We start from the raw sequence: 21,607 nt of genomic DNA, 5'->3' as shown, positions 1-21,607 counted from the left end.
AATGCCAGCAGACGACGCGAACGCGCACGGCCCGGCCGATGGCGCCCTGGTCCGCCGGACCTCGGCCGGCAGCCTTGCCGGCGCGGACGACGGCGCCGGCGCGCACACCTGGAGCTGGAAGGGCGTTCCCTTCGCGAAGCCGCCGGTCGGCCCGCTGCGCTGGCGCGCACCGATGCCGCCCGAGCCCTGGTCCGGCGTTCGGCAGGCCACGGCCTTCGGGCACGCCTGCCTGCAGATCGGCCGCCTCTACGGCCCCGGCGCCAACAACCGCTACGACGCCACCATCGCCAGCACGCTCAACACCCCGGTGGGCAGCGAGGACTGCCTGACGCTCAACGTCTGGCGTCCCGCATCCACGGAGCAGGGCTTGCCGGTGCTGTTCTTCATCCACGGCGGCAGCAACATCTCGGGCTACACGGCCGACCCGGTCTACGACGGCGCACACCTGGCCCGTGCGGCCAACGCGGTGGTGGTCACGGCCAACTATCGGCTGGGCGTTCTCGGCTTTCTCGACATGCCGCAGCTCCGCACCGGCGCCGCCTCGGGCGAGGACTCCGGCAACTTCGCGCTGCTGGACATCCTGGCGGCGCTGCGCTGGGTGAAGAACGACATCGAAGCCTTCGGCGGCGATGCCGGCAACGTCACGCTCATGGGCCAGTCCGCCGGCGCCATCAACCTGCTGGCGTTGCTGGTCTCGCCGCTGGCGCAGGGGCTCTTCCACAAGGCCGTGCCGCTGAGCGGCGGCATTTCGCTGGCCAGCAACCTGCCGGCCGGCAGCCTGCCGACGCTGCTGCCGGCCTCGGCCTACCAGGCGCAGGGCAAGGCGCTGCTGCTGCATCTGCTGGTGGCCGACGGCACCGCGGCCGACCTGCCGGCCGCCGAGCGCCACGTGGCGGCCCAGTCCGATGCCCAGGTGGGCGACTACCTTCGCGCCCAGGACGCCCGCACGATCTTGTCGACCGTGCTGGCCAAGGGCCTGACCGGCTCCGGCCCGATCCCGGACGGCACCGTGGTGCCGCAGGACCCGATCGCCGCCATCGCGGCCGGTCGTTACGCCAGGGTGCCGACGCTCACGGGCATGACACGCGACGAAGGCAAGCTGTTCGCACCCTTCCTCACGCTCTTGGGCGGCAAGCCGGGCATCCGCATCGACGACGCCACGCGCTTCACGCTGATGCAAGGTTTCGACCCCGATGCGCCGGCCTCGCTTGCGACGGCCGACATCCTCGACGCCTCCTACCTGCCGGTAGGCACGCCAGACACGGGATACGACGCGCGGACCGATCTGCTCACCCAGCGCTTCATGGCCGCAAGCCGCGACAACCTGCTCGACACCCTGAAATCGCAGCAGCCGAACCTGTGGCACTACCAGTTCGACTGGTCGCAGGAGCCGCCCCCGTGGAACGAGGTCTACGGCGCCGCGCATGCCTTCGACCTGCCTTTCGTCTTCGGAAACTTCGGCCCCTCGGTGTTCGCCAACGCCGCCAACAGCCGGGCCAACGAGCCCGGTCGGCTGGCGCTGTCGGCCGCCATGATGGCCGGCATCGCCGCCTTTCTTCGCAACGGCGATCCGAACGATACGGCGCTCGGAATCCCATGGCCGCCCTGGCCGGCGCGCATGGTGTTCGACGCCACGCCCGACGCCGCGCGCATCGCCGCACACACGCCGGCGGGCTGAACGCGGCGGACTGCGGGTTTGCGTCATTGTGAAACCCGTTGAAGCTTGAGTGAATCTCGGTTGTACGGGCCGCGCGAACGCCGCGGCCCATCCACCTGAACAAGGAGTCGATTGATGTTGGGTTTGATGCAGGACCAGCCGTTGTTGATCTCGTCGCTGATCGAGTTCGCCGAGCGCCACAACGGCGACGGCGAGATCGTGTCGCGGCGCGTCGAGGGCGACATTCACCGCAGCGACTGGCGCACCATCGCGTCACGTGCGCGACAGGTGGCCAACGCGCTGGACAACGAGCAGTTGCTCTTCAGCGACCGGATCGCCACGCTGGCCTGGAACGGCTACCGCCACCTCGAGCTCTACTACGGCGTGAGCGGCAGCGGCCGCGTGCTGCACACCATCAACCCACGGCTGCACCCCGACCAGATCGCCTGGATCGCCAACCATGCCGAAGACCAGATCCTCTGCTTCGACCTGAGCTTCCTGCCGCTGGTGCAGGCGGTGCATGCCAAGTGCCCGACGGTACGCAAGTGGATCGCGCTGTGCGACGCCGACAAGCTGCCCGCCGACAGCGGCATCCCGAACCTGGTCAGCTACGAGACCTGGATGGGCAAGCTGTCCGACCGCTACGACTGGCCGCGCTTCGACGAGAACTCGGCCTCGAGCATGTGCTACACGAGCGGCACCACGGGCAACCCCAAGGCCGCGCTCTACAGCCATCGCTCCACGCTGCTGCACGCCTACGCTGCGGCGCTGCCCGACGTGATGGACCTGTCGGCACGCGACTCGGTGCTGCCGGTGGTGCCGATGTTCCACGTCAACGCCTGGGGCATTCCGTACTCGGCCGCGCTCACCGGTTGCAAGCTGGTCTTTCCCGGCCCCGCGCTCGACGGCAAGTCGGTGTACGACCTGATCGAAAGCGAGCACGTCACCTTCGCCGCTGGCGTGCCGACGGTCTGGCAGATGCTGCTGGGCCACATGCAGTCTCAGGATCTCAAGTTCTCGACGCTGAACCGCACCGTCATCGGCGGCTCGGCCTGCCCGCCGGCCATGATCGACGCCTTCCAGCAGAAGTACAAAGTCGACGTGCTGCATGCCTGGGGCATGACCGAGATGTCGCCGCTGGGCACGCTCTGCACGCTCAAGAACAAGCACCTGGCGCTGCCGCCGGCGCAGCAGACCGCGCTGCGCCTGAAGCAGGGCCGTGCCATCTTCGGCGTCGACATGAAGATCGTCGACGGTGACGGCCACGAACTGCCCTGGAACGGCCAGGCCTCGGGCGACCTGCTGGTCAAGGGCCCGTGGGTGGTCGCCGAATACTTCAAGGGCGAGGGCGGCGATCCGCTGGTGCCCGACGCCCAGGGCCGCGGCTGGTTCCCCACAGGCGACGTCGCCACCATCGACGCCGACGGCTTCCTGCAGATCACCGACCGCAGCAAGGACGTGATCAAGTCCGGCGGCGAATGGATCAGCTCGATCGACATCGAGAACATCGCGGTAGCGCACCCGGCGGTGGCCATGGCCGCCTGCATCGGCGTGGCGCATCCAAAATGGGACGAGCGGCCGATCGTGATCGTGGTGAAGAAGCCCGGCGCCGAGGTCACCCGCGACGAGCTGCTGGCCTTCTACGGCAACAAGACGGTGGCCAAGTGGCAGGTGCCCGACGACGTGGTCTTCGTCGAGGCGATTCCGCTGGGCGCGACCGGCAAGATCCTCAAGACGCGGCTGCGGGAGCAGCTGCGCGACTACAAGCTGCCGGAGTGCTGAAGCACTTCGACGCGCGCCGATCCTACCGGCGGGTAGCACCACCCCGGTGCCGCCTGTCGCCTGAGTGATAGAAAGGCCCGTTGAGTCGGGCGTCTTACGGGCATTCCCTGACGGGCAGGGGTGCAAACAACAGTAACCTCATCTCGCATTGCAGCATGACCAGGAGACACAAATGAAGTTCGCTCTCAAACTCGCCAGCGCGGCAATCCTCGCCGCCGTCGCCACCGGTGCCATGGCCCAGAAAGGCGAGACGGTCAAGATCGCATGGCTCGATCCGCTGTCGGGCCTGATGGCCGCGGTGGGCACGAACCAGCTCAAGACCTACCAGTTCCTGGCCGAGGAATTCAACAAGAAGAACGCGGCCGGCGTGAAGTTCGAGATCATCGGCATCGACAACAAGTTGAGCCCGCAGGAAACCACCAACGCGCTGCGCTCCGCACAAGACCAGGGCGCCCGCTACGTGCTGCAGGGCAACGGCTCCGGCGCCGCATTGGCCATCATCGATGCGCTCGAGAAGAACAACGCGCGCAACCCGGGCAAGGAAGTGCTGTACCTCAACTACGCCGCGGTCGACCCCGACCTGACCAACAGCAAGTGCAGCTACTGGCACTTCCGCCTCGACGCCGACACTTCGATGAAGATGGAAGCGCTGACCACCTTCATGAAGGACCAGCCCGACGTCAAGAAGGTGTACCTGCTCAACCAGAACTACTCGCACGGCCAGCAGGTCGCGAAGTTCGCCAAGGAAAACCTCGCGCGCAAGCGGCCCGACGTGCAGATCGTGGGCGAAGACCTGCACCCGCTGGCCCAGGTGCGCGACTTCGCACCCTACGTCGCGAAGATCAAGGCCTCCGGCGCCGACACCGTCATCACCGGCAACTGGGGTTCCGACCTGGCCCTGATGATCAAGGCCGCCAACGACGCGGGCCTGAACAACGTCAAGTTCTACACCTACTACGGCACCGTGAGCGGCACGCCGACCGCCATGGGCGCGGCCTCGGCAGGCAAGGTGTACCAGGTGGGCTACGGCCACTACAACATGGGCGGCGACATGCAGCGCCTGGCCGAAGAGTTCAACAAGAAGTTCAACGAAGACCTGTACACCAACTCGGCCTACACCGCGTTCGCGATGCTCAGCGAAGCCTTCGTCAGGGCCAAGTCGACCGACCCGGTGAAGGTGGCCGCGACGCTCGAAGGCATGAAGTTCAAGAGCTTCAACGGCGAGGTCGAAATGCGCAAGACCGACCACCAGTTGCAACAAGGCCTGTACATCGCGCAGTGGGCCAAGGCCGAAGGCAAGAACAAGGTCGATGCAGAGAAGACCGGCTACACCTTCGTGCCGGTCAAGTACTACGAGCCCTATGTGGCCAGCACGCCGACCTCGTGCCAGATGAAGCGGCCCAGCCCCTGATGGCTTAGGACCGCGACAGCCAAACCGGTCGAGGCCCGACTTCAACACTCGGGCCTTTTTCATTTCCGCACGAACCCTCCAGGAACGATGAACCTCGAATTCTTCGTCATCTCACTGCTCAACGGCGTGAGTTACGGCCTGCTGCTGTTCATGCTGAGCTCGGGCCTGACGCTGATCTTCAGCATGATGGGCGTGCTCAACTTCGCGCATGCCAGCTTCTACATGCTCGGGGCCTACGTGGCCTACACGCTCTCGGGCATCGTCGGCTTCTGGCCGGCCCTGTTTCTCGCGCCGCTGCTGGTGGGTGCGCTGGGCGCCTGCTTCGAACGCTTCAGCCTTCGGCGCGTGCACAAGTTCGGCCACGTGCCGGAATTGCTGGTGACCTTCGGGCTTTCGTACCTCATCCTCGAACTGGTGCAGCTCGTATGGGGCCGGTCGACCGTGCCCTACGGCTTGCCGCCACAGTTGCAGGGGCCGCTCTTCACGCTTTACGGCACGCAGTTCCCGAAGTCGCGCTCCTTCATCATGCTGGTGGCGCTGCTGATGCTGCTGTCGGTCTGGCTGGTGCTCACGCGCACCCGCATCGGGCTGGTCATCCAGGCGGCGCTCAAGCACCCCGAGATGGTGGAGTCGCTGGGCCACAACGTGCCGCGCGTCTTCATGCTGGTGTTCGGCGGCGGTGCGGCCCTGGCCGGGTTGGCCGGCGTGGTGGGCGGCAACACCTACGTCACCGAACCGGCCATGGCAGCCTCGGTCGGCTCCATCATTTTCGTGGTGGTGGTGGTCGGCGGCATGGGCTCGCTGGCGGGCGCCTTCCTGGCGTCGCTGCTGATCGGGATCATCCAGACCTTCGCGGTGGCCATGGACCATTCGCTGGCATCGGGCCTGCAGGCGATCGGCGTGGCCGTGAGCGAGCAGACCTTCGGCTGGGAGCTGTTGCGGCTCACCATTTCGCAGGTGGCGCCCATCCTGCCTTATCTGTTCCTGGTGCTGATCCTGATCTTCAGACCCAAGGGCCTGCTCGGCACACGGGAGGATTGAGAACATGAGCACGACCCACGACAGCCTGACGCAGGCGCCAACCGCGACCGGCGCCGAGCATGCAGCCACCTCGGGCCCGAAGCAGTACTACCGCTTCAAGCCCTGGAACATCGGCCGCTACCTGATCTGGACGCTGTTCGCACTGGCGCTGATCCTGGCGCCGCACATCTTCCGCAGCAGCCTGGCGCTGACCATGGCCTCGCAGATCGGCTACCTGATCATCATCTGCCTGAGCTACAACATCCTGCTCGGCCAGGGCGGCATGCTGAGCTTCGGTCACGCGGTCTACACCGGACTGGGCTCGTTCCTCGCCATTCATGCGATGAACCTGGCGGGCAAGGGCGGCTGGCCAATCCCGCTGGTGCTCATTCCCGTGGTGGGCGGCCTGGCGGGCATGTTCTTCGCCATCCTGTTCGGCTTCGTCACGACCAAGAAGTCGGGCACCACCTTCGCGATGATCACGCTGGGCATCGGCGAGCTGGTGGCGGCCATGTCGCTGATGTTCCCGACCTTCTTCGGCGGCGAGGGCGGGGTGACCACCGACCGCGTGTACGGCAGCTTCCTGGGCTTCAACTTCGGCTCGCAGCTGCAGGTGTACTACCTGATCGCGGTCTACTGCTTCGTCTGCACGGCGCTGATGTACGCCTTCACCGGCACGCCGCTGGGCCGCATCCTCAACGCGGTGCGCGACAACCCCGAGCGCGTGGAGTTCATCGGCTACAACACGCAGCGGGTGCGCTACTTCGCCTTCATCATCGCGGGCTTCTTCGCCGGCGTGGGCGGCGGCCTGGCGGCGATCAACTTCGAGATCGTCAACGCGGCCGACAGCCTGAACGCGATCCGCTCGGGCGGCTACCTGCTCTTCACCTTCTTGGGCGGCGCCACCTTCTTCTTCGGGCCGATCATCGGCGCGGTGCTGCTGGTGTTCGCGTCGGTGCTGCTGTCGGAGCTGTCGAAGGCCTGGCAGCTCTACTTCGGCCTGGTCTTCGTGTTCATGGTGATGTTCGCGCCCGGCGGCATCGCCAGCCTGATCATGATGAACCTGCGGGTGGCGAAGTTCGGCAAGTTCAACCGCTTCTGGGGCCTGTATGGCGCCTTCGCGCTGGCTGCGATTCCGTTGATTGTCGGTGCGGCGGCCGTGATCGAGATGATCTATCACATCCAGCTCAACTCGGCGCTCGGGCCCAGGCTCAACTTCTTCGGCGTGGCGCTCGACACCTCCACCGTCGCGAGCTGGGCCGGCGCGGCCGCCTTGCTGCTGATCGGCCTGGCCGCCGTCGAGGTCATCCGCCGGCGCTTCGTCAAGGTCTGGGGCAAGGCACAGGAAGAGATCGAAGCCGAGATCAAGCGGAGGGAGATGGCATGACGACGTATGCCCTGGAGCTCAAGGATCTCCGCAAGAACTTCGGCAAGACCGAAATCATCCGCGGCGTCGACCTCGCGGTGGCGGCGGGCGACCGTGTCGCCATCATCGGCCCGAACGGCGCGGGCAAGTCCACGCTGTTCAACCTGATCAGCGGCCGCCTCACACCCACCAGCGGCGAAGTGCGGCTGCACGGCCAGCGCATCGACGGCATGAAGCCGTACGAGGTCAACCGGCTGGGCCTGTCGCGCAGCTTCCAGATCACCAACATCTTCCCCAAGCTCAGCGTCTTCGAGAACCTGCGCTGCGGGGTCCTGTGGAGCCTGGGCTACCGCTACAGCTTCCTGCGCTTCCTGTCGAAGCTCGACGATGCCAACGAGCGCGCCGAAGAACTGGTGCGCCAGGTGGGCCTGGAGAAGAAGCGCGACGTGCTGGCCGTCAATCTGACCTACGCCGAGCAGCGCGCGCTGGAGATCGGCATCACCATCGCCGGCGGTGCCAGCGTCATCCTGCTCGACGAGCCAACGGCCGGCATGAGCAAGACCGAGACCTCGCACTTCATCGCACTGATCAAGCACGTCACCATCGGCAAGACCCTGCTGACCGTCGAGCACGACATGGGCGTGGTCTTCGGCCTGGCCGACAAGATCGCGGTGGTGGTGTACGGCGAGGTCATCGCCTTCGACACGCCGGCCGCGGTGCGCGCCAACGCGCGCGTGCAGGAGGCGTACCTCGGCTCGTCGGTCGCCGACGCACAGGGCGCTGGTCACTGAGGCAGGAGCAGGTAGACACACATGCTGAAGCTCGAAGACATTCACGCCTATTACGGCAAGAGCCACGTGCTGCACGGCGTTTCGTTCGGCGTCAACGCCGGCGAAATCGTCGCGCTGCTGGGCCGCAACGGCTCGGGCCGCTCCACCACTGCCAAGGCCATCATGGGCCTGGTGCATGCCGAGGGAGGCCTGCACTGGAAGGGCCAGGACATCCTGCGCCGCAAGGCCTACGAGATCGCGCACCTGGGCATCGGCTACGTGCCCGAGAACCGCGACATCTTCCCCAAGCTCACCGTGCACCAGAACCTGCTCCTCGGGCAGAAGGGCAGCGGCAAAGGCAGCCGCTGGTCCTTCGACGACATGTACGGCATGTTCCCGCGCCTCAAGGAGCGCCAGCACACCGAAGCCGGCGTGCTCTCGGGCGGTGAACAGCAGATGCTGACGCTGTGCCGCACGCTCATGGGCGACCCCGACCTGATCATCATCGACGAGCCGACCGAAGGCCTGGCGCCGAAGATCGTCGAGCTGGTGGGGCAGTACCTGCGCACGCTCAAGGACAAGGGCATCTCGGTGCTGCTGATCGAGCAGAAGCTCACCATCGCCATGCAGATCTCCGACCGCGCGCTCGTCATGGGCCACGGCAGCATCGTGTTCGACGGCACGCCCGACAGCCTGCGCGCCGACGCCACCACCCGCAAGGAGTGGCTCGAGGTCTGACCGCTCGCGCGGTGAATGTCTCGCCAGCGACTGGGCTTCATTGCGAGGTCGCTTCAAAGGCCTAGAATCTTCCGAAAAAAGAACGTCCGTGCTTTTTAGATGCGGTGCAGCAGCGCAAGGTGCATGCTCCGACTCGAACCCCCGAATCCGCTTTTCGATCCTCTCCCATCCCAAAGGAACGCAGCATGACGGCTGAATACAAAGTGCTCGGCGATGTCGCCGTGATCACCCTGGCGAATCCCCCGGTCAACGGACTCGGATACGCGACCCGCGTCGGCATCACGGAAGGCCTGTCGAAGGCGCTGGACGATGCCGCCGTCAAGGCTATCGTGCTCACCGGCGCCGGCAAGGCGTTTTCGGGCGGTGCCGACATCAAGGAGTTCGGCACACCCAAGGCCATTCAAGACCCGAACCTGCTGAGCGTGATCCTGGCGCTCGAGCATTCCACCAAGCCGATCGTCGCGGCCATTCATTCGGTCTGCATGGGCGGCGGCCTCGAACTGGCCCTGGGCTGCCACTACCGCGTGGCCGCACCCGGCACCAGCGTCGCGCTGCCCGAAGTCAAGCTGGGCCTCATTCCCGGCGCCGGCGGCACGCAGCGACTGCCGCGCGTGCTGGGCGTCGAAACCGCGCTCAACATGATCGTGAGCGGCGAGCCGGTCAAGAGCGAACTGCTCGCCTCGCTGCCGGGCCAGAAGCTGTTCGACAAGCTCGCGGCATCGCCCGAGTCGCTGTTCGACGAGGCCGTGGAGTTCGCCAAGTCGGTGGCCGCCAAGGGCGGCGACCTGCCGCTGGTGCGCAACCTGCCGTGCAAGCATCCGCAAGGCGACGCCTACTTCCAGTTCGCGCGCAACACCGTCGGCGCCATGTCGAAGAACTACCCGGCGCCCCTCAAGTGCGTCGACGCGGCCGAGGCCGCGACCAAGCGCAAGTTCGACGACGGCATGGCCGAGGAGCGCCGCCACTTCACCAACCTGATGTTCACGCCCGAATCGGTCGCGCTGCGCCACCTGTTCATGGCCGAGCGCGCCGCCTCGCGCATTCCCGACGTGGCCGACGACACGCCCCAGCGCACCATCAAGACGGTGGGCGTGATCGGCGCCGGCACCATGGGTGGCGGCATCAGCATGAACTTCCTGAACGCAGGCATCCCGGTCACCATCCTCGAGACGAAGCAGGAAGCGCTCGACCGCGGTGTGGCGACCATCCGCAAGAACTACGAGGCGCAGGTCAAGAAGGGCAAGCTCAAGGCCGACAAGTACGACCAGCGCATGTCGCTGCTGAAGACGACGCTGTCCTACGACGACCTGAAGGATGCCGACCTGATCATCGAGGCCGTCTTCGAAGAGCTGGGCGTCAAGGAAAAGGTGTTCGGCGAGCTGGACCGTGTCGCCAAGCCCGGCGCCATCCTGGCCTCCAACACGTCCACGCTCGACGTCGACAAGATCGCAGCCTTCACCAAGCGTCCGCAAGACGTGATCGGCATGCACTTCTTCAGCCCGGCCAACGTGATGAAGCTGCTCGAAGTGGTGCGCGGCGCCAAGACCGGCAAGGACGTGCTGGCCACCGTGATGAGCGTGGCCAAGAAGATCAAGAAGACGGCCGTGGTCTCGGGCGTGTGCGACGGCTTCATCGGCAACCGCATGATCGAGCAGTACTCGCGCCAGGCCGGCTTTCTGCTGGACGAAGGCGCCACGCCGCAGCAGGTCGACAAGGCCGTCGAGAAGTTCGGCTTCGCCATGGGCCCGTTCCGCATGGGCGACCTGGCCGGCAACGACATCGGCTGGGCGATTCGCAAGCGCCGCTCGGTCGACTTCCCCGACATGAAGTACAGCCGCACGGCCGACAAGCTCTGCGAGCTGGGCCGCTTCGGCCAGAAGACCGGGGCAGGGTGGTACGACTACAAGGCCGGCAAGCGCGACGCGATTCCGTCGGCGCTGGTCGACAAGATGATCGAGGAGCACCGCAAGGAACTGGGCATCACGCCGCGCAAGATCTCCGACGACGAGATCGTGCAGCGCCTGGTCTATGCGCTGGTCAACGAAGGTGCGCACATCCTCGAGGACGGCATCGCCTCGAAGTCGGGCGACATCGACATGGTGTACCTCACCGGCTACGGTTTCCCGATCTGGCGCGGCGGCCCCATGCATTACGCCAACCAGGTCGGCCTGTACAACGTGGCCGAGGCCATGAAGCGCTTCGCCAAGAACCCGCGCGACGACGCGTCGTTCTGGCAGCCCGCGCCGCTGATCCAGAAGCTGGTGGCCGACGGCAAGCAGTTCGGCTGAAGGCGCGCGGGGCCCGGTGGTGATCAGGAAGGTATTGCTCACGCTGCTGGCGGCGCTGGTGCTGCTGGCGCTGGTGGTGGCGTGCAACACCTGGCGCCGGCCTTCGCTGCAGCTGCAGGTGCCGCCTGCGCAGAAGGTGGCCGTGGACGAACGCGCGGCCGCCCAGCGGCTGGCCGGCGCGATTCCGATCCGTACCGTGTCGAGCTTCGAGGGCCTTCAGCAGAACGGCGAGGAGTTCAAGAAGCTCCACACCTACCTGGCGCAACATTTTCCCAAGCTGCACGCCGCGCTGAAAAAAGAAGTGATCGGCGACAACGCGCTGCTCTACACCTGGTCCGGCAGCGACCCGTCGGCCAGGCCGATCGCGCTGATGGCACACCAGGACGTGGTGCCGATCGCGCCCGGCACCGAAAAGGCCTGGGAAGTCGACCCGTTCAGCGGCGAGATCAAGGACGGCTTCGTCTGGGGCCGGGGCACCTGGGACAACAAGGGCAACCTGCTCGCTCAGATGGAAGCCGTCGAACTGCTGCTGGCCCAGGGCTTCCAGCCGCGGCAGACCATCTACCTGGTGGCGGGCGACGATGAGGAAGTCAGCGGCCTGCGGGGCGCCAGGCCCATCGCCGAGCTGCTGAAGTCGCGCGGCGTCAGGCTCGAATGGGTGCTCGACGAAGGCCTGCTGGTCACCGAGGGCGTGCTGCCGGGCCTCGACAAGCCGGCCGCGCTCATCGGCCTGGCAGAGAAAGGCTACGCCACCTTCTTCCTGTCGCTGGACATGCCGCCGGGCCATTCGTCGATGCCACCGTCGCGCACGGCCATCGGCAGCATGAGCGCCGCACTGGCCCGGCTCGAGGCCGACCCGATGCCGGCCGCCATCAGCGGCGTGGCCGGCGAGATGTTCGGCACGCTGGCGCCCGAGATGAGCGGCTTCAATCGCGTGGCGTTGTCGAACCTGTGGCTCTTCGGGCCCGTGGTGCAGGGCCAGCTCGAAAAAGGCAGCAGCAGCAACGCCATGCTGCGCACCACCACTGCGCTGACCATCGTGCGCGCCGGCAACAAGGACAACGTGCTGCCGGGCCGAGCCGAGGCAGCCGTCAATTTCCGCGTGCTGCCGGGCGACAGCCTGGCCTCGGTCGAAGCGCATCTGCGCAAGGCCCTCGGCAACGATGCGATCGCGATCAAGGCCTACCCCGGCAATTCCGAGCCTTCGCCGGTGTCGCCGACGGATGGGCTCGGCTACCGCGCCATCGCGCAGTCGGTGCGCCAGGTGTTCCCAGAAGCCGTGGTGGCACCGGGCCTGATGATTGCGGCCACCGACTCGCGCCACTTCTCGATCGTCAGCGATGCCGTCTACCGCTTCTCGCCAGTGCGCGCCAAGCCCGAGGAGCTGCCTCGCTTTCACGGTACCAACGAGCGCATTTCGATCGCCAACTACATCGAGATGATCCAGTTCTATCACCAGCTGCTGCGCAACACCGCGCAGCCCCAGTAGCTTTTTCCATCTTTCTTGTTGCAAAGGACTTCACCATGACCCGCGCCGTCATCGTCTCCACCGCCCGCACGCCGCTCGCCAAGAGCTGGAAGGGCGCCTTCAACATGACGCATGGCGCCACGCTGGGCGGCCACGCGGTGCAGCATGCGGTGTCGCGCGCCGGCATCGAGCCGGCCGAGGTCGACGACGTGATCATGGGCTGCGCGAACCCCGAAGGCGCGACAGGCGCCAACATCGCGCGCCAGATCGCGCTGCGCGCCGGCCTGCCGATCACCACGTCGGGCATGACCATCAACCGCTTCTGTTCTTCGGGCCTGCAGACCATCGCGACGGCGTCGCAGCGCATCATCGCGGGCGAGGGCGAGGTCTATGTTGCCGGTGGCGTGGAAAGCATCTCGTGCGTGCAGAACGAGATGAACACGCACATGCTGGCAGACCCCTGGCTGGCGAAGCACAAGCCCGAGATCTACTGGAACATGCTGCAGACCGCCGAGCAGGTGGCCAAGCGCTACGACATCGGCCGCGACGCCATGGACGAATACGGCGCGGCCAGCCAGCAGAAGGCGACCGCGGCGCTTGAAAAAGGGCTGTTCAAGGACGAGATCGCGCCGATCACCGTGCTGGCCGGCGTGGCCGATCCGGTCATGGGCCTGCGCACGAAGGAAGTGACGGTCGAGAACGACGAAGGCATCCGCGCCGGCACGACCAAGGAAGGCATCAGCGGCATCCGCTCCGCCATTCCGGGCGGCCTGATCTCGGCCGGCAATGCCAGCCAGTTCTCCGATGGCGGCGGTGCCTGCGTGGTGGTCGATGAGTCCTACGCCGAGAAGAAAGGCCTGAAGCCCCTGGGCCGATTCCTCGGCTTCGCGGTGGCGGGCTGCGAGCCCGACGAGATGGGCATCGGCCCGGTCTTCGCCATCCCCAAGGTACTGAAGCGCCTGGGCCTGAAGATCAGCGACATCGACCTCTGGGAACTCAACGAAGCCTTCGCAGTGCAGGTGATCTACTGCCGCGACAAGCTGGGTATTCCGGGCGACCGCCTCAACGTCAACGGCGGCGCCATCGCGGTCGGCCACCCCTACGGCGTGAGCGGCCAGCGGCTGACCGGGCATGCGCTGATCGAAGGCAAGCGGCGCGGGGCGAAGAAGGTCGTGGTGACGATGTGCATCGGTGGGGGGATGGGCGCGGCTGGGGTGTTCGAGGTGCTTTGAGCGACCGTCGAAGGCCGATCTTGAAAGTCTTGCCATGAGCCTTCGCCCCACCCTCGACTTCCTCCTCTACGACTGGCTGAAAGCCGAGTCGCTCAACCAGCGCACCCGTTTCGCCGACCATTCCCGCGAGACCTTCGATGCGGTGCTCGACACCTGCGAGCGGATCGCGCGCGAGAAGTACGCGCCGCACAACCGCACGGTCGACACGCAGGAGCCGCATTTCGACGGCGACAAGGTGGTGCTGCCGCAGGCCACGCACGACGCCCACAAGGCCTTCGTCGACTCGGGCATGCTGAGCGCGGCGCAGGACTACGACATCGGCGGCATGCAGCTGCCCTACACGCTGCAGGCGGCGGCGAACAGCTTCTTCGCGATGGCCTCGGTCAGCATCGGGTCGAACATGCTGACCAGCGGCAACGCCAACCTGCTGATGGTGCACGGCACGCCGATGCAGCAGGACGTGTTCGCGAAGAACGAATTTTCGGGGCGCTGGGCGGGCACCATGTGCCTGTCGGAACCGCAGGCCGGCTCCAGCCTCAGCGACGTGGCCACGCGCGCCGTGCCGGACGGGCCCGACTACCAGAGCGATCCGCTGGGGCCGCGCTACCGGCTCACCGGCAACAAGATGTGGATTTCGGCCGGCGACCATGAGCTGACCGAGAACATCGTTCATATCGTGCTGGCCAAGATTCCGGACGAGAACGGCAAGCTGGTGCCGGGGACGCGCGGCATCTCGCTCTTCATCGTGCCCAAGAAGCTGGTCGACACAGATGGGCGCCTGACCGGCGAGCGCAACGATATCGCACTGGCGGGCCTCAACCACAAGCTCGGCTGGCGCGGCACGACCAACACGCTGCTGAACTTCGGCGAAGGCCGGTTCCCGGTCGATGGCAAAGCGGGCGCAGTGGGCTACCTGGTCGGCGCGCCGGGCAAGGGCCTGCACTGCATGTTCCACATGATGAACGAGGCCCGCATCGGCGTCGGCACCGCGGCCACCATGCTCGGCATGGCCGGCTACCATGCCTCGCTCGACTATGCGAAGAACCGGCCGCAGGGCCGGCCTGTCGGACCCGCCGGCAAGGACGCGGCCCGTCCGCAGGTGCGCATCATCGAACACGCCGACGTGCGCCGGATGCTGCTGGCGCAGAAGTCGTACTGCGAAGGCGCACTGGCGCTCGAGCTGTACTGCGCGCGCCTCGTCGACGAGCAGAAGACCGGCGAGCCCCAGGCCGCCGACGACGCGCGGCTGCTGCTGGAAGTGCTCACGCCCATCGCCAAGAGCTGGCCCAGCGAATGGTGCCTGGAGGCCAACTCGCTCGCGATCCAGGTGCACGGCGGCTACGGCTACACGCGCGACTTTCCGGTGGAGCAGTACTGGCGTGACAACCGCCTGAACATGATCCATGAGGGCACGCATGGCATCCAGGCCACCGACCTGCTGGGCCGCAAGGTGCTGATGGAAGATGGGCGCGGATTGCAGCTGCTGGCCGCACGCATCACCGGCACGGCAAGCCGCGCCTCGGAGCTACCCGCGCTGTCCGCACATGCCGAGGCGCTGACCCGTGCCCTGCAACGCATCGGCAGCGCCACGCGCGCGGCCTGGTCGACCGGCAACCCGCAAGAGGCGCTGGCCAACGCGGTGCCCTACATGCAGGCCTTCGGCCACGTCGTGCTGGCCTGGATCTGGCTCGACGTCGCCGAGCATGCCTTGCGCGCCGACACGTCCAAGGCCCTGCCGGCCACGTTGGGGCGGCTCGGCGCGACCGACTACTTCTTTCACTACGAACTGCCCAAGATCGACGCCTGGCTCCAGGTGGTGGAGCGCCGCGATCCGACCTGCGCAGCCCTGCCCGAGGACGCTTTCTGATGACGACGAACGAAACCAAGCCCCATGCCGCGCTCGAGAAATGGACCTGGATCCTGATCTACGTCGGCCTGTTCCTGCTGATCCTCGGCCTCGCGACCGGGCGCGCCAACGAAGTGATGGGCTGGTCGGTCGGCGTGCCGGGTGCCGCCATGGCGGCCGTCGGCGTCGTGCTGATCTACGTTCGCTCGCGGCTCAAGCCCTGAAGCGAGACCGCACCACAACCCCTTGACCCTACGGAGAAGCCCATGAGCGCAAGAAGCATCCAGAAGTTGTTCGACCTGAGCGGCAAGACCGCGCTGGTCACCGGTGGCTCCCGCGGCCTGGGCCTGCAGATGGCGCATGCGCTGGGCGAGGCCGGCGCGAAGATCATGCTGAGCTCGCGCAAGGCAGACGACCTGGAGCAGGCCGCCGCCGAGCTGCAGGCGGCCGGCATCGACGCCCGCTGGATCGCGGCCGACTGCTCGAAGGAAGAAGACACACGCCGCCTGGCCGACGAAACGCTGGAGCGCATGGGCGCGGTCGACATCCTGGTCAACAACGCCGGCGCCAGCTGGGGCGCGGCCGCGGAGGAGCACCCGGTTGAGGCCTGGGACAAGGTGATGAACCTCAACGTCCGCGGCTACTTCATCCTGGCGCAGCAGATCGCACGCGGCTACATGATCCCGAAGAAGGCCGGGCGCATCATCAACATCGCATCCATCGCGGGCCTGAACGGCAATCCGCCCGAGATGCGTACGCTGGCCTACAACACGTCCAAGACCGCGGTGATCGGCTTCACCCAGACGCTGGCAGCCGAATGGGGCCGCTACAACATCAACGTCAACGCGATCTGCCCGGGCTTCTTCATGACCAAGATGGCGGCCGGCCTGATCAAGTCGCTGGGCGAAGAGAAGATGGCCGCGGCCGCGCCGCTGGGCCGGCTGGGCGACGAAGAAGATCTGAAGGGCCTGACGCTGCTTTACGCCAGCGATGCCGGCAAGCACATCACCGGCCAGTGGATGGCGGTCGACGGCGGCGTGAGCGTGGTTCTCGGCGCCGCCTGAGCGACACTCTCGTTCATGCCCCCAGACTCCACCGACATCGACCTCCGCGCCTTCACCAGCCGGATTCCGTTCGCGCGCCATCTCGGCTTCCAGATCACCAAGTTCGAAGGCGGTGAATCGGAGATCGAGTACACCCCCAAGCCCGAGCACCTCAACACCTTCGACGTGACCCATGGCGGTGCCTGCATGACGCTGCTCGACATCACCATGGCGGCAGCCGCGCGCAGCCTGACGCCAGAGATCGGCGTGGTCACCATCGAGATGAAGACCAGCTTCATGCGTCCTTCGGTCGGACCGCTTCATGCCCGCGGCCGGCTGATGGACCGCACCGCCACGCTCGCCTTCACCGAGGCCACGATCTACGATGAGAAAGGCCAGGCCTGCGCGCACGCCACCGGCACTTTCAAGTACGTGAAGCATCGCCTGCCCATCGGCCCCGCCAGTGCCAACGCGATGCGCCCGCCCTCGACAGACTAGGAGACTCCCATGCCCACCAACCGCCAGCAACACCTCGACAATCGCCCCGAGGGCGAGGCCGTCGCCTCCAACTTCAAGCTGGTCACCGCCGAGACGCCGGCGCTGCAGGACAACCAGGTCCTCGTGCGCCACCACTTCATGAGCCTCGACCCGTACATGCGCGGCCGCATGAACGATGCGAAGAGCTATGCGCAGCCACAGCCGCTGGGCCAGGTGATGCAGGGCGGCACGGCGGGTGAAATCGTCGAGAGCCGCCATCCCAAGTTCGCAGTCGGCGACAAGGTCGTCGGCTTCGGCGGCTGGCAGGAATACAGCGTGGTCGACGCCTCGCAGCCCGGCACGCTGCGCAAGGTCGACACCACCCACGTGCCGCTGTCGCACTATCTCGGCGCCGTCGGCATGCCGGGCGTGACGGCCTGGTACGGCCTGGTCAAGATCATCCAGCCCAAGGCCGGCGAGACGATGGTGGTCACGGCCGCGAGCGGCGCGGTCGGCAGCGCCTTCGGTGCGCTGGCCAAGGCGCGCGGCTGCCGCGTGGTCGGCATCGCGGGCGGCGCGGACAAGTGCCGCTACGTCACGGAAGAACTGGGCTTCGACGCCTGCATCGACTATCGGCAGCATCCCGACGCCAAGAGCATGAGCGCCGCGCTGAAGGAAGCCTGCCCCAAGGGCATCGACGGCTATTTCGAGAACGTCGGCGGCTACATCTTCGATGCCGTGCTGCTGCGCGCCAACGCCTTCGCGCGCATCGCGCTGTGCGGCATGATCGCCGGCTACGACGGCCAGCCGGTGCCGCTGGCCAACCCGGCACTGCTGCTGACCAACCGCATCAAGCTCGAAGGCTTCATCGTCAGCGAGCATATGGAAGTGTGGCCCGAGGCCCTGGCCGAGCTGGGCCAGTTGGTGGGCACCGGCAAGCTCAAGCCGCGCGAATCGGTCGCGCAGGGCATCGAGGCGGCGCCCGAGGCTTTTCTGGGCCTGCTCAAGGGGCGCAACTTCGGCAAGCAACTGGTCAAGCTGATCTAGCCGCGCCGCTTCTGCAGCGCAAGGAGGCCGCGATGGACGCCACGCACGAGGTCTTCAACCAGCCCGAGGCATTGGCGGGCTACAACCTGTTCGAGACGAACAGCGCCTTGCGCGATGCGCTGAAGTTCAACGCGCCGCAGTTGCACCTGGCGCCGCTCGCGCATCTGGGCGGCGAACTCGGCACGGCCGACATGCAGACGCATGCGCGCCTGGCCAACACGAACCCTCCCGTGCTGCACACGCATGACCGGTTCGGGCGGCGTGTCGACGAGGTGGAGTTTCATCCGAGTTATCACGCGTTGATGAAGGCGGCGGTGGGCGCCGGATTGCATGGCACCCCATGGAGCGGCGAGTCCGCATCGCCTCATGTCGAGCGCGCCGCCGGCTTCATGCTCTTCACCGAGCTCGAGCCGTCGATCCTGTGCCCCATCTCGATGAGCTACGCCGTCACGCCCGCCTTGCGCGGCAACGCGGCCGTCTTCGCCGACTGGGGCCCCAAGCTCGCCAGCCTTTGGTACGACCCCGCGCTGAAGCCCTGGCGCGACAAGCCCGGCCTGACCATGGGCATGGGCATGACCGAGAAGCAGGGTGGGTCGGACGTGCGGGCCAACACCACGCGCGCCGTGCGCACCGGCAGCGACGCCTGGGGCGAGCGCTACGAGATCACCGGCCACAAGTGGTTCTTCTCCGCGCCCATGTGCGATGCCTTCCTGGTGCTGGCCCAGGCGCCGGCCGGCCTCAGCTGCTTCTTCCTGCCGCGCGTGCTCGATGACGGCAGCCGCAACGCGATCCGCATCCAGCGCCTGAAGGACAAGCTCGGCAACAAGGCCAACGCCAGCAGCGAAGTCGAGTTCCACGGCGCCAGTGCCTGGCTGGTGGGCGAGGAAGGCCGCGGCATTCCGCAGATCCTCGAGATGGGCACGATGACCCGCCTCGACTGCGCCCTGGGCACCAGCGGGCTGATGCGCCAGGCCGTGAGCCTGGCACTGCACCACACCCACCAGCGCCGCGCCTTCGGCAAGCCGCTGGCCGAGCAGCCGCTCATGAAGAACGTGCTGGCCGACCTCGCGCTCGAAAGCGAGGCCGCCACCGCCTTGGCCATTCGCCTGGCCCGCGCCTTCGACCGGCCGCAGGACGCGCACGAGCGCCTGATGGCGCGCCTGCTCACGCCGGTCGCCAAGTTCTGGATCTGCAAGCGCGGCAGCCACCTGGCCCAGGAGGCGATGGAGTGCCTGGGCGGCAACGGCTACGTGGAGGAGGGCGGCGAAGGCATGATGGCGCGCGTGTACCGCGAGATGCCGCTCAATTCGATCTGGGAAGGCGCGGGCAACATCATGGCGCTCGACCTGCTGCGCGCGACGCGCAAGGGCGATGCCGTCGCCGCGCTGGCACAGGAACTCGCGCCGGCGCGTGGCGGCCATGCCGCGCTCGATCGGCTGGCCGACGCGCTGCCCGCGCGCATCGAGGCCATGGCCACCGAGGTCGAGGCGCGCCGCCTGGCGCAGGACATCGCGCTTGCGGTGCAGGCCGCGCTGCTCGTGCAGACCGCACCGTCGGCGGTGTCCGACGCCTTCTGCGCGTCACGGCTGGGCGGCGACTGGGGGCATGCCTTTGGTACGCTGGGCGCGGGCAGCGATTTCGATTCGATCGTCGCCCGCGCGCGCCCCACGCCGTAGCCCCACAACGCACGAAGCCACAAGGAGTTCCATGGCCGACCTGATCCTCCATCACTACGCCACCTCGCCCTTTTCCGAGAAGCTGAGGCTGATCCTGGGCTACAAGAAGCTGGCCTGGAAGTCGGTGATCATTCCGCAGATCGCGCCCAAGCCCGAACTGGTGGCGCTCAGCGGCGGCTACCGCCGCACGCCGGTGCTGCAGATCGGCGCCGACATCTACTGCGACACGTCGCTCATCTGCGACGTGCTGGAGCACGTGGCGCCCATGCCGTCGATCTACCCCGAGCCGGGCAAGGGCCTCGAGCGCGTGGTGGCGCAGTGGGGCGACAGCACGCTCTTCTGGGCCGCGATGGGCTACAACCTCAGCGGCAAGGGCCTGGCCGACATCTTCGCGAACACGCCGCCCGAAACCGCGCGTGCCTTCGCCGAAGACCGCAAGGCGATGACCTTCAACATGGTCCGCCACCGCCCGGGCGATGCCGCGTCGGCCTACAAGTCGTACCTGCGGCGCCTGTCCGACATGCTCGACGACACCGACTTCCTGCTCGGCGCGTACCCCACCGTGGCCGACTTCGCCTGCTACCACCCGTTGTGGTTCACGCGCAAGCGCACGCCGTCGATGGCGGGCATCCTGCAGTTCACGCCGGCGGTGAGCGACTGGCTGGACCGCATGGCCGCCATCGGCCACGGCACGATGGAAAGCTTCGATGCGGCGCAGGCGATCGCGGTCGCGGCCGCATCGACGCCGAACACGCTGCTGTCGGACAGCACCTTCCAGGACGAGCACGGCATTCCGCTGGGCACGCGCGTCACCATCGCTGCCGAAAGCTTCGGCCCCGAGCCCACCGAAGGCGAACTGATCGCAGCCACGCGCACCCACTACACGCTGCGCCGCGACGACCCACGCGCGGGCACGATCCACGTGCACTTCCCACGCGTGGGCTACACGCTGTGCAAGCTCGACGCCTCAAAGCGAAGAGAAAAAGGCGTGTAAGGACACGCGACGCGTTATGGCCGAAGCAATCACAACCATGCACCAGCGCTAGGAACGGCGCCCGCGCGATGCCGTCACTCACTTTAAGCCAGAATCAACGGTGCCTCATGGGTAAAAATGCATCGCTGGTCGTCAAGCACCCTAGCAATGATTTGCCTCAAATAATCTTTTGCGACCATTGAGTTTTCGCCGTCGGCCATATATACGTTAATCTCGGATTTGAAGGGGTATCTGTCTACGCAAGACTCCAATGGGCTTATTCCATTCACGAGGCACGGTTCAAAATCAGTTTGACCTACAGCTGCACTCCGAAGGCCAACTAATATAGCTGATCGATTGTATAACGATTCTTTTGCCATCGATATGTAAGAGGGGGATCTGGTAATCTTATCAGATACATGACCTCCTTCGCCGCTCAAATCAATTATATATTGCAAGGCTCTGTCGTATAGTGTGCCGGCGTGATATAAAATGTCAACATCGAGTGGTCTACGCGCGGTCAGAGCTGCTAAAACGTCAACTGCGCTCAAGCCCTCTCGTGCTATTTCTTTTCGCGCATACAGCAGAAGTATTTCAATGTGCGAATGAACCTTGATATAAGAGGAGCCTGGATCTTCCGCACCGTGGTGAATGATGATCTGACAACCACGCTGATCTGAAGCCCAAGCTAATTCCATCGGCGAAAACGTATGCATGATTTGCTTATTTGTGCGCGGGCGGTGTCCGGCGGTATGCCCTGCAACAATACGCTGATTCGCAGTCGAAAGCGGAATGCTCATAATATATTCCTTC

18 protein-coding genes are annotated in these 21,607 nt (G+C 66.2%); 17 read left to right on the top strand and 1 reads right to left on the bottom strand.

What is annotated here, in order from left to right:
- The first annotated feature begins 1 nt into the window (after nt 1).
- From B0W80_RS03825 to B0W80_RS03745, 17 genes are all read left to right on the top strand, one after another.
- Complete coding sequence (locus B0W80_RS03825) at nt 2–1,678, top strand: carboxylesterase/lipase family protein (RefSeq protein WP_076997790.1); 1,677 nt, start codon at nt 2–4, stop codon at nt 1,676–1,678.
- 114 nt (nt 1,679–1,792) lie between these two features.
- Nucleotides 1,793–3,439 (top strand): 3-(methylthio)propionyl-CoA ligase, encoded by a 1,647-nt coding sequence (locus B0W80_RS03820; protein WP_076997789.1) that lies wholly within the window; start codon nt 1,793–1,795, stop codon nt 3,437–3,439.
- Nucleotides 3,440–3,611: 172 nt separating this feature from the next.
- Complete coding sequence (locus B0W80_RS03815) at nt 3,612–4,850, top strand: branched-chain amino acid ABC transporter substrate-binding protein (protein ID WP_076997788.1); 1,239 nt, start codon at nt 3,612–3,614, stop codon at nt 4,848–4,850.
- An 87-nt stretch (nt 4,851–4,937) separates the two neighbouring features.
- Nucleotides 4,938–5,891 carry a branched-chain amino acid ABC transporter permease gene (locus B0W80_RS03810; protein ID WP_076997787.1) on the top strand — a complete coding sequence of 318 codons (954 nt, stop codon included), beginning with the start codon at nt 4,938–4,940 and terminating at the stop codon, nt 5,889–5,891.
- The gene (locus tag B0W80_RS03805) at nt 5,887–7,257 is read left to right on the top strand and encodes a branched-chain amino acid ABC transporter permease (RefSeq protein ID WP_256856483.1); all 1,371 of its coding nucleotides are present in this window, start codon (nt 5,887–5,889) and stop codon (nt 7,255–7,257) included. The genes B0W80_RS03810 and B0W80_RS03805 overlap by 5 nt, the downstream gene beginning before the upstream one ends.
- Nucleotides 7,254–8,027, top strand: a complete 774-nt coding sequence (locus B0W80_RS03800; protein WP_076997786.1) for an ABC transporter ATP-binding protein — start codon at nt 7,254–7,256, stop codon at nt 8,025–8,027. Before B0W80_RS03805 ends, B0W80_RS03800 begins: the two co-directional genes overlap by 4 nt.
- 21 nt (nt 8,028–8,048) lie before the next feature.
- Entirely contained in the window at nt 8,049–8,744 is a 696-nt protein-coding gene (locus tag B0W80_RS03795) for an ABC transporter ATP-binding protein (protein ID WP_076997785.1), read from the top strand.
- A 185-nt stretch (nt 8,745–8,929) separates the two neighbouring features.
- The gene (locus B0W80_RS03790) at nt 8,930–11,032 is read left to right on the top strand and encodes a 3-hydroxyacyl-CoA dehydrogenase NAD-binding domain-containing protein (protein WP_076997784.1); all 2,103 of its coding nucleotides are present in this window, start codon (nt 8,930–8,932) and stop codon (nt 11,030–11,032) included.
- A 19-nt stretch (nt 11,033–11,051) separates the two neighbouring features.
- Nucleotides 11,052–12,521, top strand: a complete 1,470-nt coding sequence (locus B0W80_RS03785; RefSeq protein ID WP_256856473.1) for a M20 family peptidase — start codon at nt 11,052–11,054, stop codon at nt 12,519–12,521.
- Nucleotides 12,522–12,556: 35 nt separating this feature from the next.
- Nucleotides 12,557–13,732 carry an acetyl-CoA C-acyltransferase gene (locus tag B0W80_RS03780; RefSeq protein WP_076997782.1) on the top strand — a complete coding sequence of 392 codons (1,176 nt, stop codon included), beginning with the start codon at nt 12,557–12,559 and terminating at the stop codon, nt 13,730–13,732.
- A 34-nt stretch (nt 13,733–13,766) separates the two neighbouring features.
- The gene (locus tag B0W80_RS03775) at nt 13,767–15,599 is read left to right on the top strand and encodes an acyl-CoA dehydrogenase (RefSeq protein WP_076997781.1); all 1,833 of its coding nucleotides are present in this window, start codon (nt 13,767–13,769) and stop codon (nt 15,597–15,599) included.
- Nucleotides 15,599–15,802 (top strand): hypothetical protein, encoded by a 204-nt coding sequence (locus tag B0W80_RS03770; RefSeq protein ID WP_076997780.1) that lies wholly within the window; start codon nt 15,599–15,601, stop codon nt 15,800–15,802. Before B0W80_RS03775 ends, B0W80_RS03770 begins: the two co-directional genes overlap by 1 nt.
- Before the next feature lie 42 nt (nt 15,803–15,844).
- Nucleotides 15,845–16,642 carry an SDR family oxidoreductase gene (locus tag B0W80_RS03765; protein WP_076997779.1) on the top strand — a complete coding sequence of 266 codons (798 nt, stop codon included), beginning with the start codon at nt 15,845–15,847 and terminating at the stop codon, nt 16,640–16,642.
- Nucleotides 16,643–16,657: 15 nt separating this feature from the next.
- Nucleotides 16,658–17,119 carry a PaaI family thioesterase gene (locus B0W80_RS03760; protein WP_076997778.1) on the top strand — a complete coding sequence of 154 codons (462 nt, stop codon included), beginning with the start codon at nt 16,658–16,660 and terminating at the stop codon, nt 17,117–17,119.
- A gap of 9 nt (nt 17,120–17,128) precedes the next feature.
- On the top strand, nt 17,129–18,145 hold the full coding sequence (locus B0W80_RS03755) for an NADP-dependent oxidoreductase (RefSeq protein ID WP_076997777.1): 1,017 nt from the start codon (nt 17,129–17,131) through the stop codon (nt 18,143–18,145).
- A 32-nt stretch (nt 18,146–18,177) separates the two neighbouring features.
- Nucleotides 18,178–19,821, top strand: a complete 1,644-nt coding sequence (locus B0W80_RS03750) for an isovaleryl-CoA dehydrogenase (RefSeq protein WP_076997776.1) — start codon at nt 18,178–18,180, stop codon at nt 19,819–19,821.
- Nucleotides 19,822–19,852: 31 nt separating this feature from the next.
- Nucleotides 19,853–20,815 carry a glutathione S-transferase family protein gene (locus B0W80_RS03745; RefSeq protein ID WP_076997775.1) on the top strand — a complete coding sequence of 321 codons (963 nt, stop codon included), beginning with the start codon at nt 19,853–19,855 and terminating at the stop codon, nt 20,813–20,815.
- Between the two features lie 83 nt (nt 20,816–20,898).
- Here the strand turns inward: B0W80_RS03745 and B0W80_RS34655 are convergent, their stop codons facing one another.
- Nucleotides 20,899–21,594: a hypothetical protein gene (locus B0W80_RS34655; protein WP_143684464.1), complete on the bottom strand. Its 696-nt coding sequence runs from the start codon at nt 21,592–21,594 to the stop codon at nt 20,899–20,901.
- Nucleotides 21,595–21,607: the final 13 nt, after the last annotated feature.

Origin of the sequence: Variovorax sp. KK3, from assembly GCF_001984055.1 — a bacterium.
In the GTDB taxonomy this organism is placed as follows: domain Bacteria; phylum Pseudomonadota; class Gammaproteobacteria; order Burkholderiales; family Burkholderiaceae_C; genus Variovorax.
Note: the sequence above shows the minus strand (reverse complement) of the source record. Positions and strands in the feature narration are given on the sequence as shown.

Coding starts and splice junctions, on each gene's coding strand:
- B0W80_RS03825 (WP_076997790.1), top strand. CDS start 2: ATGCCAGCAGACGACGCGAACGCGCACGGCCCGGCCGATGGCGCCCTG.
- B0W80_RS03820 (WP_076997789.1), top strand. CDS start 1,793: ATGTTGGGTTTGATGCAGGACCAGCCGTTGTTGATCTCGTCGCTGATC.
- B0W80_RS03815 (WP_076997788.1), top strand. CDS start 3,612: ATGAAGTTCGCTCTCAAACTCGCCAGCGCGGCAATCCTCGCCGCCGTC.
- B0W80_RS03810 (WP_076997787.1), top strand. CDS start 4,938: ATGAACCTCGAATTCTTCGTCATCTCACTGCTCAACGGCGTGAGTTAC.
- B0W80_RS03800 (WP_076997786.1), top strand. CDS start 7,254: ATGACGACGTATGCCCTGGAGCTCAAGGATCTCCGCAAGAACTTCGGC.
- B0W80_RS03795 (WP_076997785.1), top strand. CDS start 8,049: ATGCTGAAGCTCGAAGACATTCACGCCTATTACGGCAAGAGCCACGTG.
- B0W80_RS03790 (WP_076997784.1), top strand. CDS start 8,930: ATGACGGCTGAATACAAAGTGCTCGGCGATGTCGCCGTGATCACCCTG.
- B0W80_RS03780 (WP_076997782.1), top strand. CDS start 12,557: ATGACCCGCGCCGTCATCGTCTCCACCGCCCGCACGCCGCTCGCCAAG.
- B0W80_RS03775 (WP_076997781.1), top strand. CDS start 13,767: ATGAGCCTTCGCCCCACCCTCGACTTCCTCCTCTACGACTGGCTGAAA.
- B0W80_RS03770 (WP_076997780.1), top strand. CDS start 15,599: ATGACGACGAACGAAACCAAGCCCCATGCCGCGCTCGAGAAATGGACC.
- B0W80_RS03765 (WP_076997779.1), top strand. CDS start 15,845: ATGAGCGCAAGAAGCATCCAGAAGTTGTTCGACCTGAGCGGCAAGACC.
- B0W80_RS03760 (WP_076997778.1), top strand. CDS start 16,658: ATGCCCCCAGACTCCACCGACATCGACCTCCGCGCCTTCACCAGCCGG.
- B0W80_RS03755 (WP_076997777.1), top strand. CDS start 17,129: ATGCCCACCAACCGCCAGCAACACCTCGACAATCGCCCCGAGGGCGAG.
- B0W80_RS03750 (WP_076997776.1), top strand. CDS start 18,178: ATGGACGCCACGCACGAGGTCTTCAACCAGCCCGAGGCATTGGCGGGC.
- B0W80_RS03745 (WP_076997775.1), top strand. CDS start 19,853: ATGGCCGACCTGATCCTCCATCACTACGCCACCTCGCCCTTTTCCGAG.
- B0W80_RS34655 (WP_143684464.1), bottom strand. CDS start 21,594: ATGAGCATTCCGCTTTCGACTGCGAATCAGCGTATTGTTGCAGGGCAT.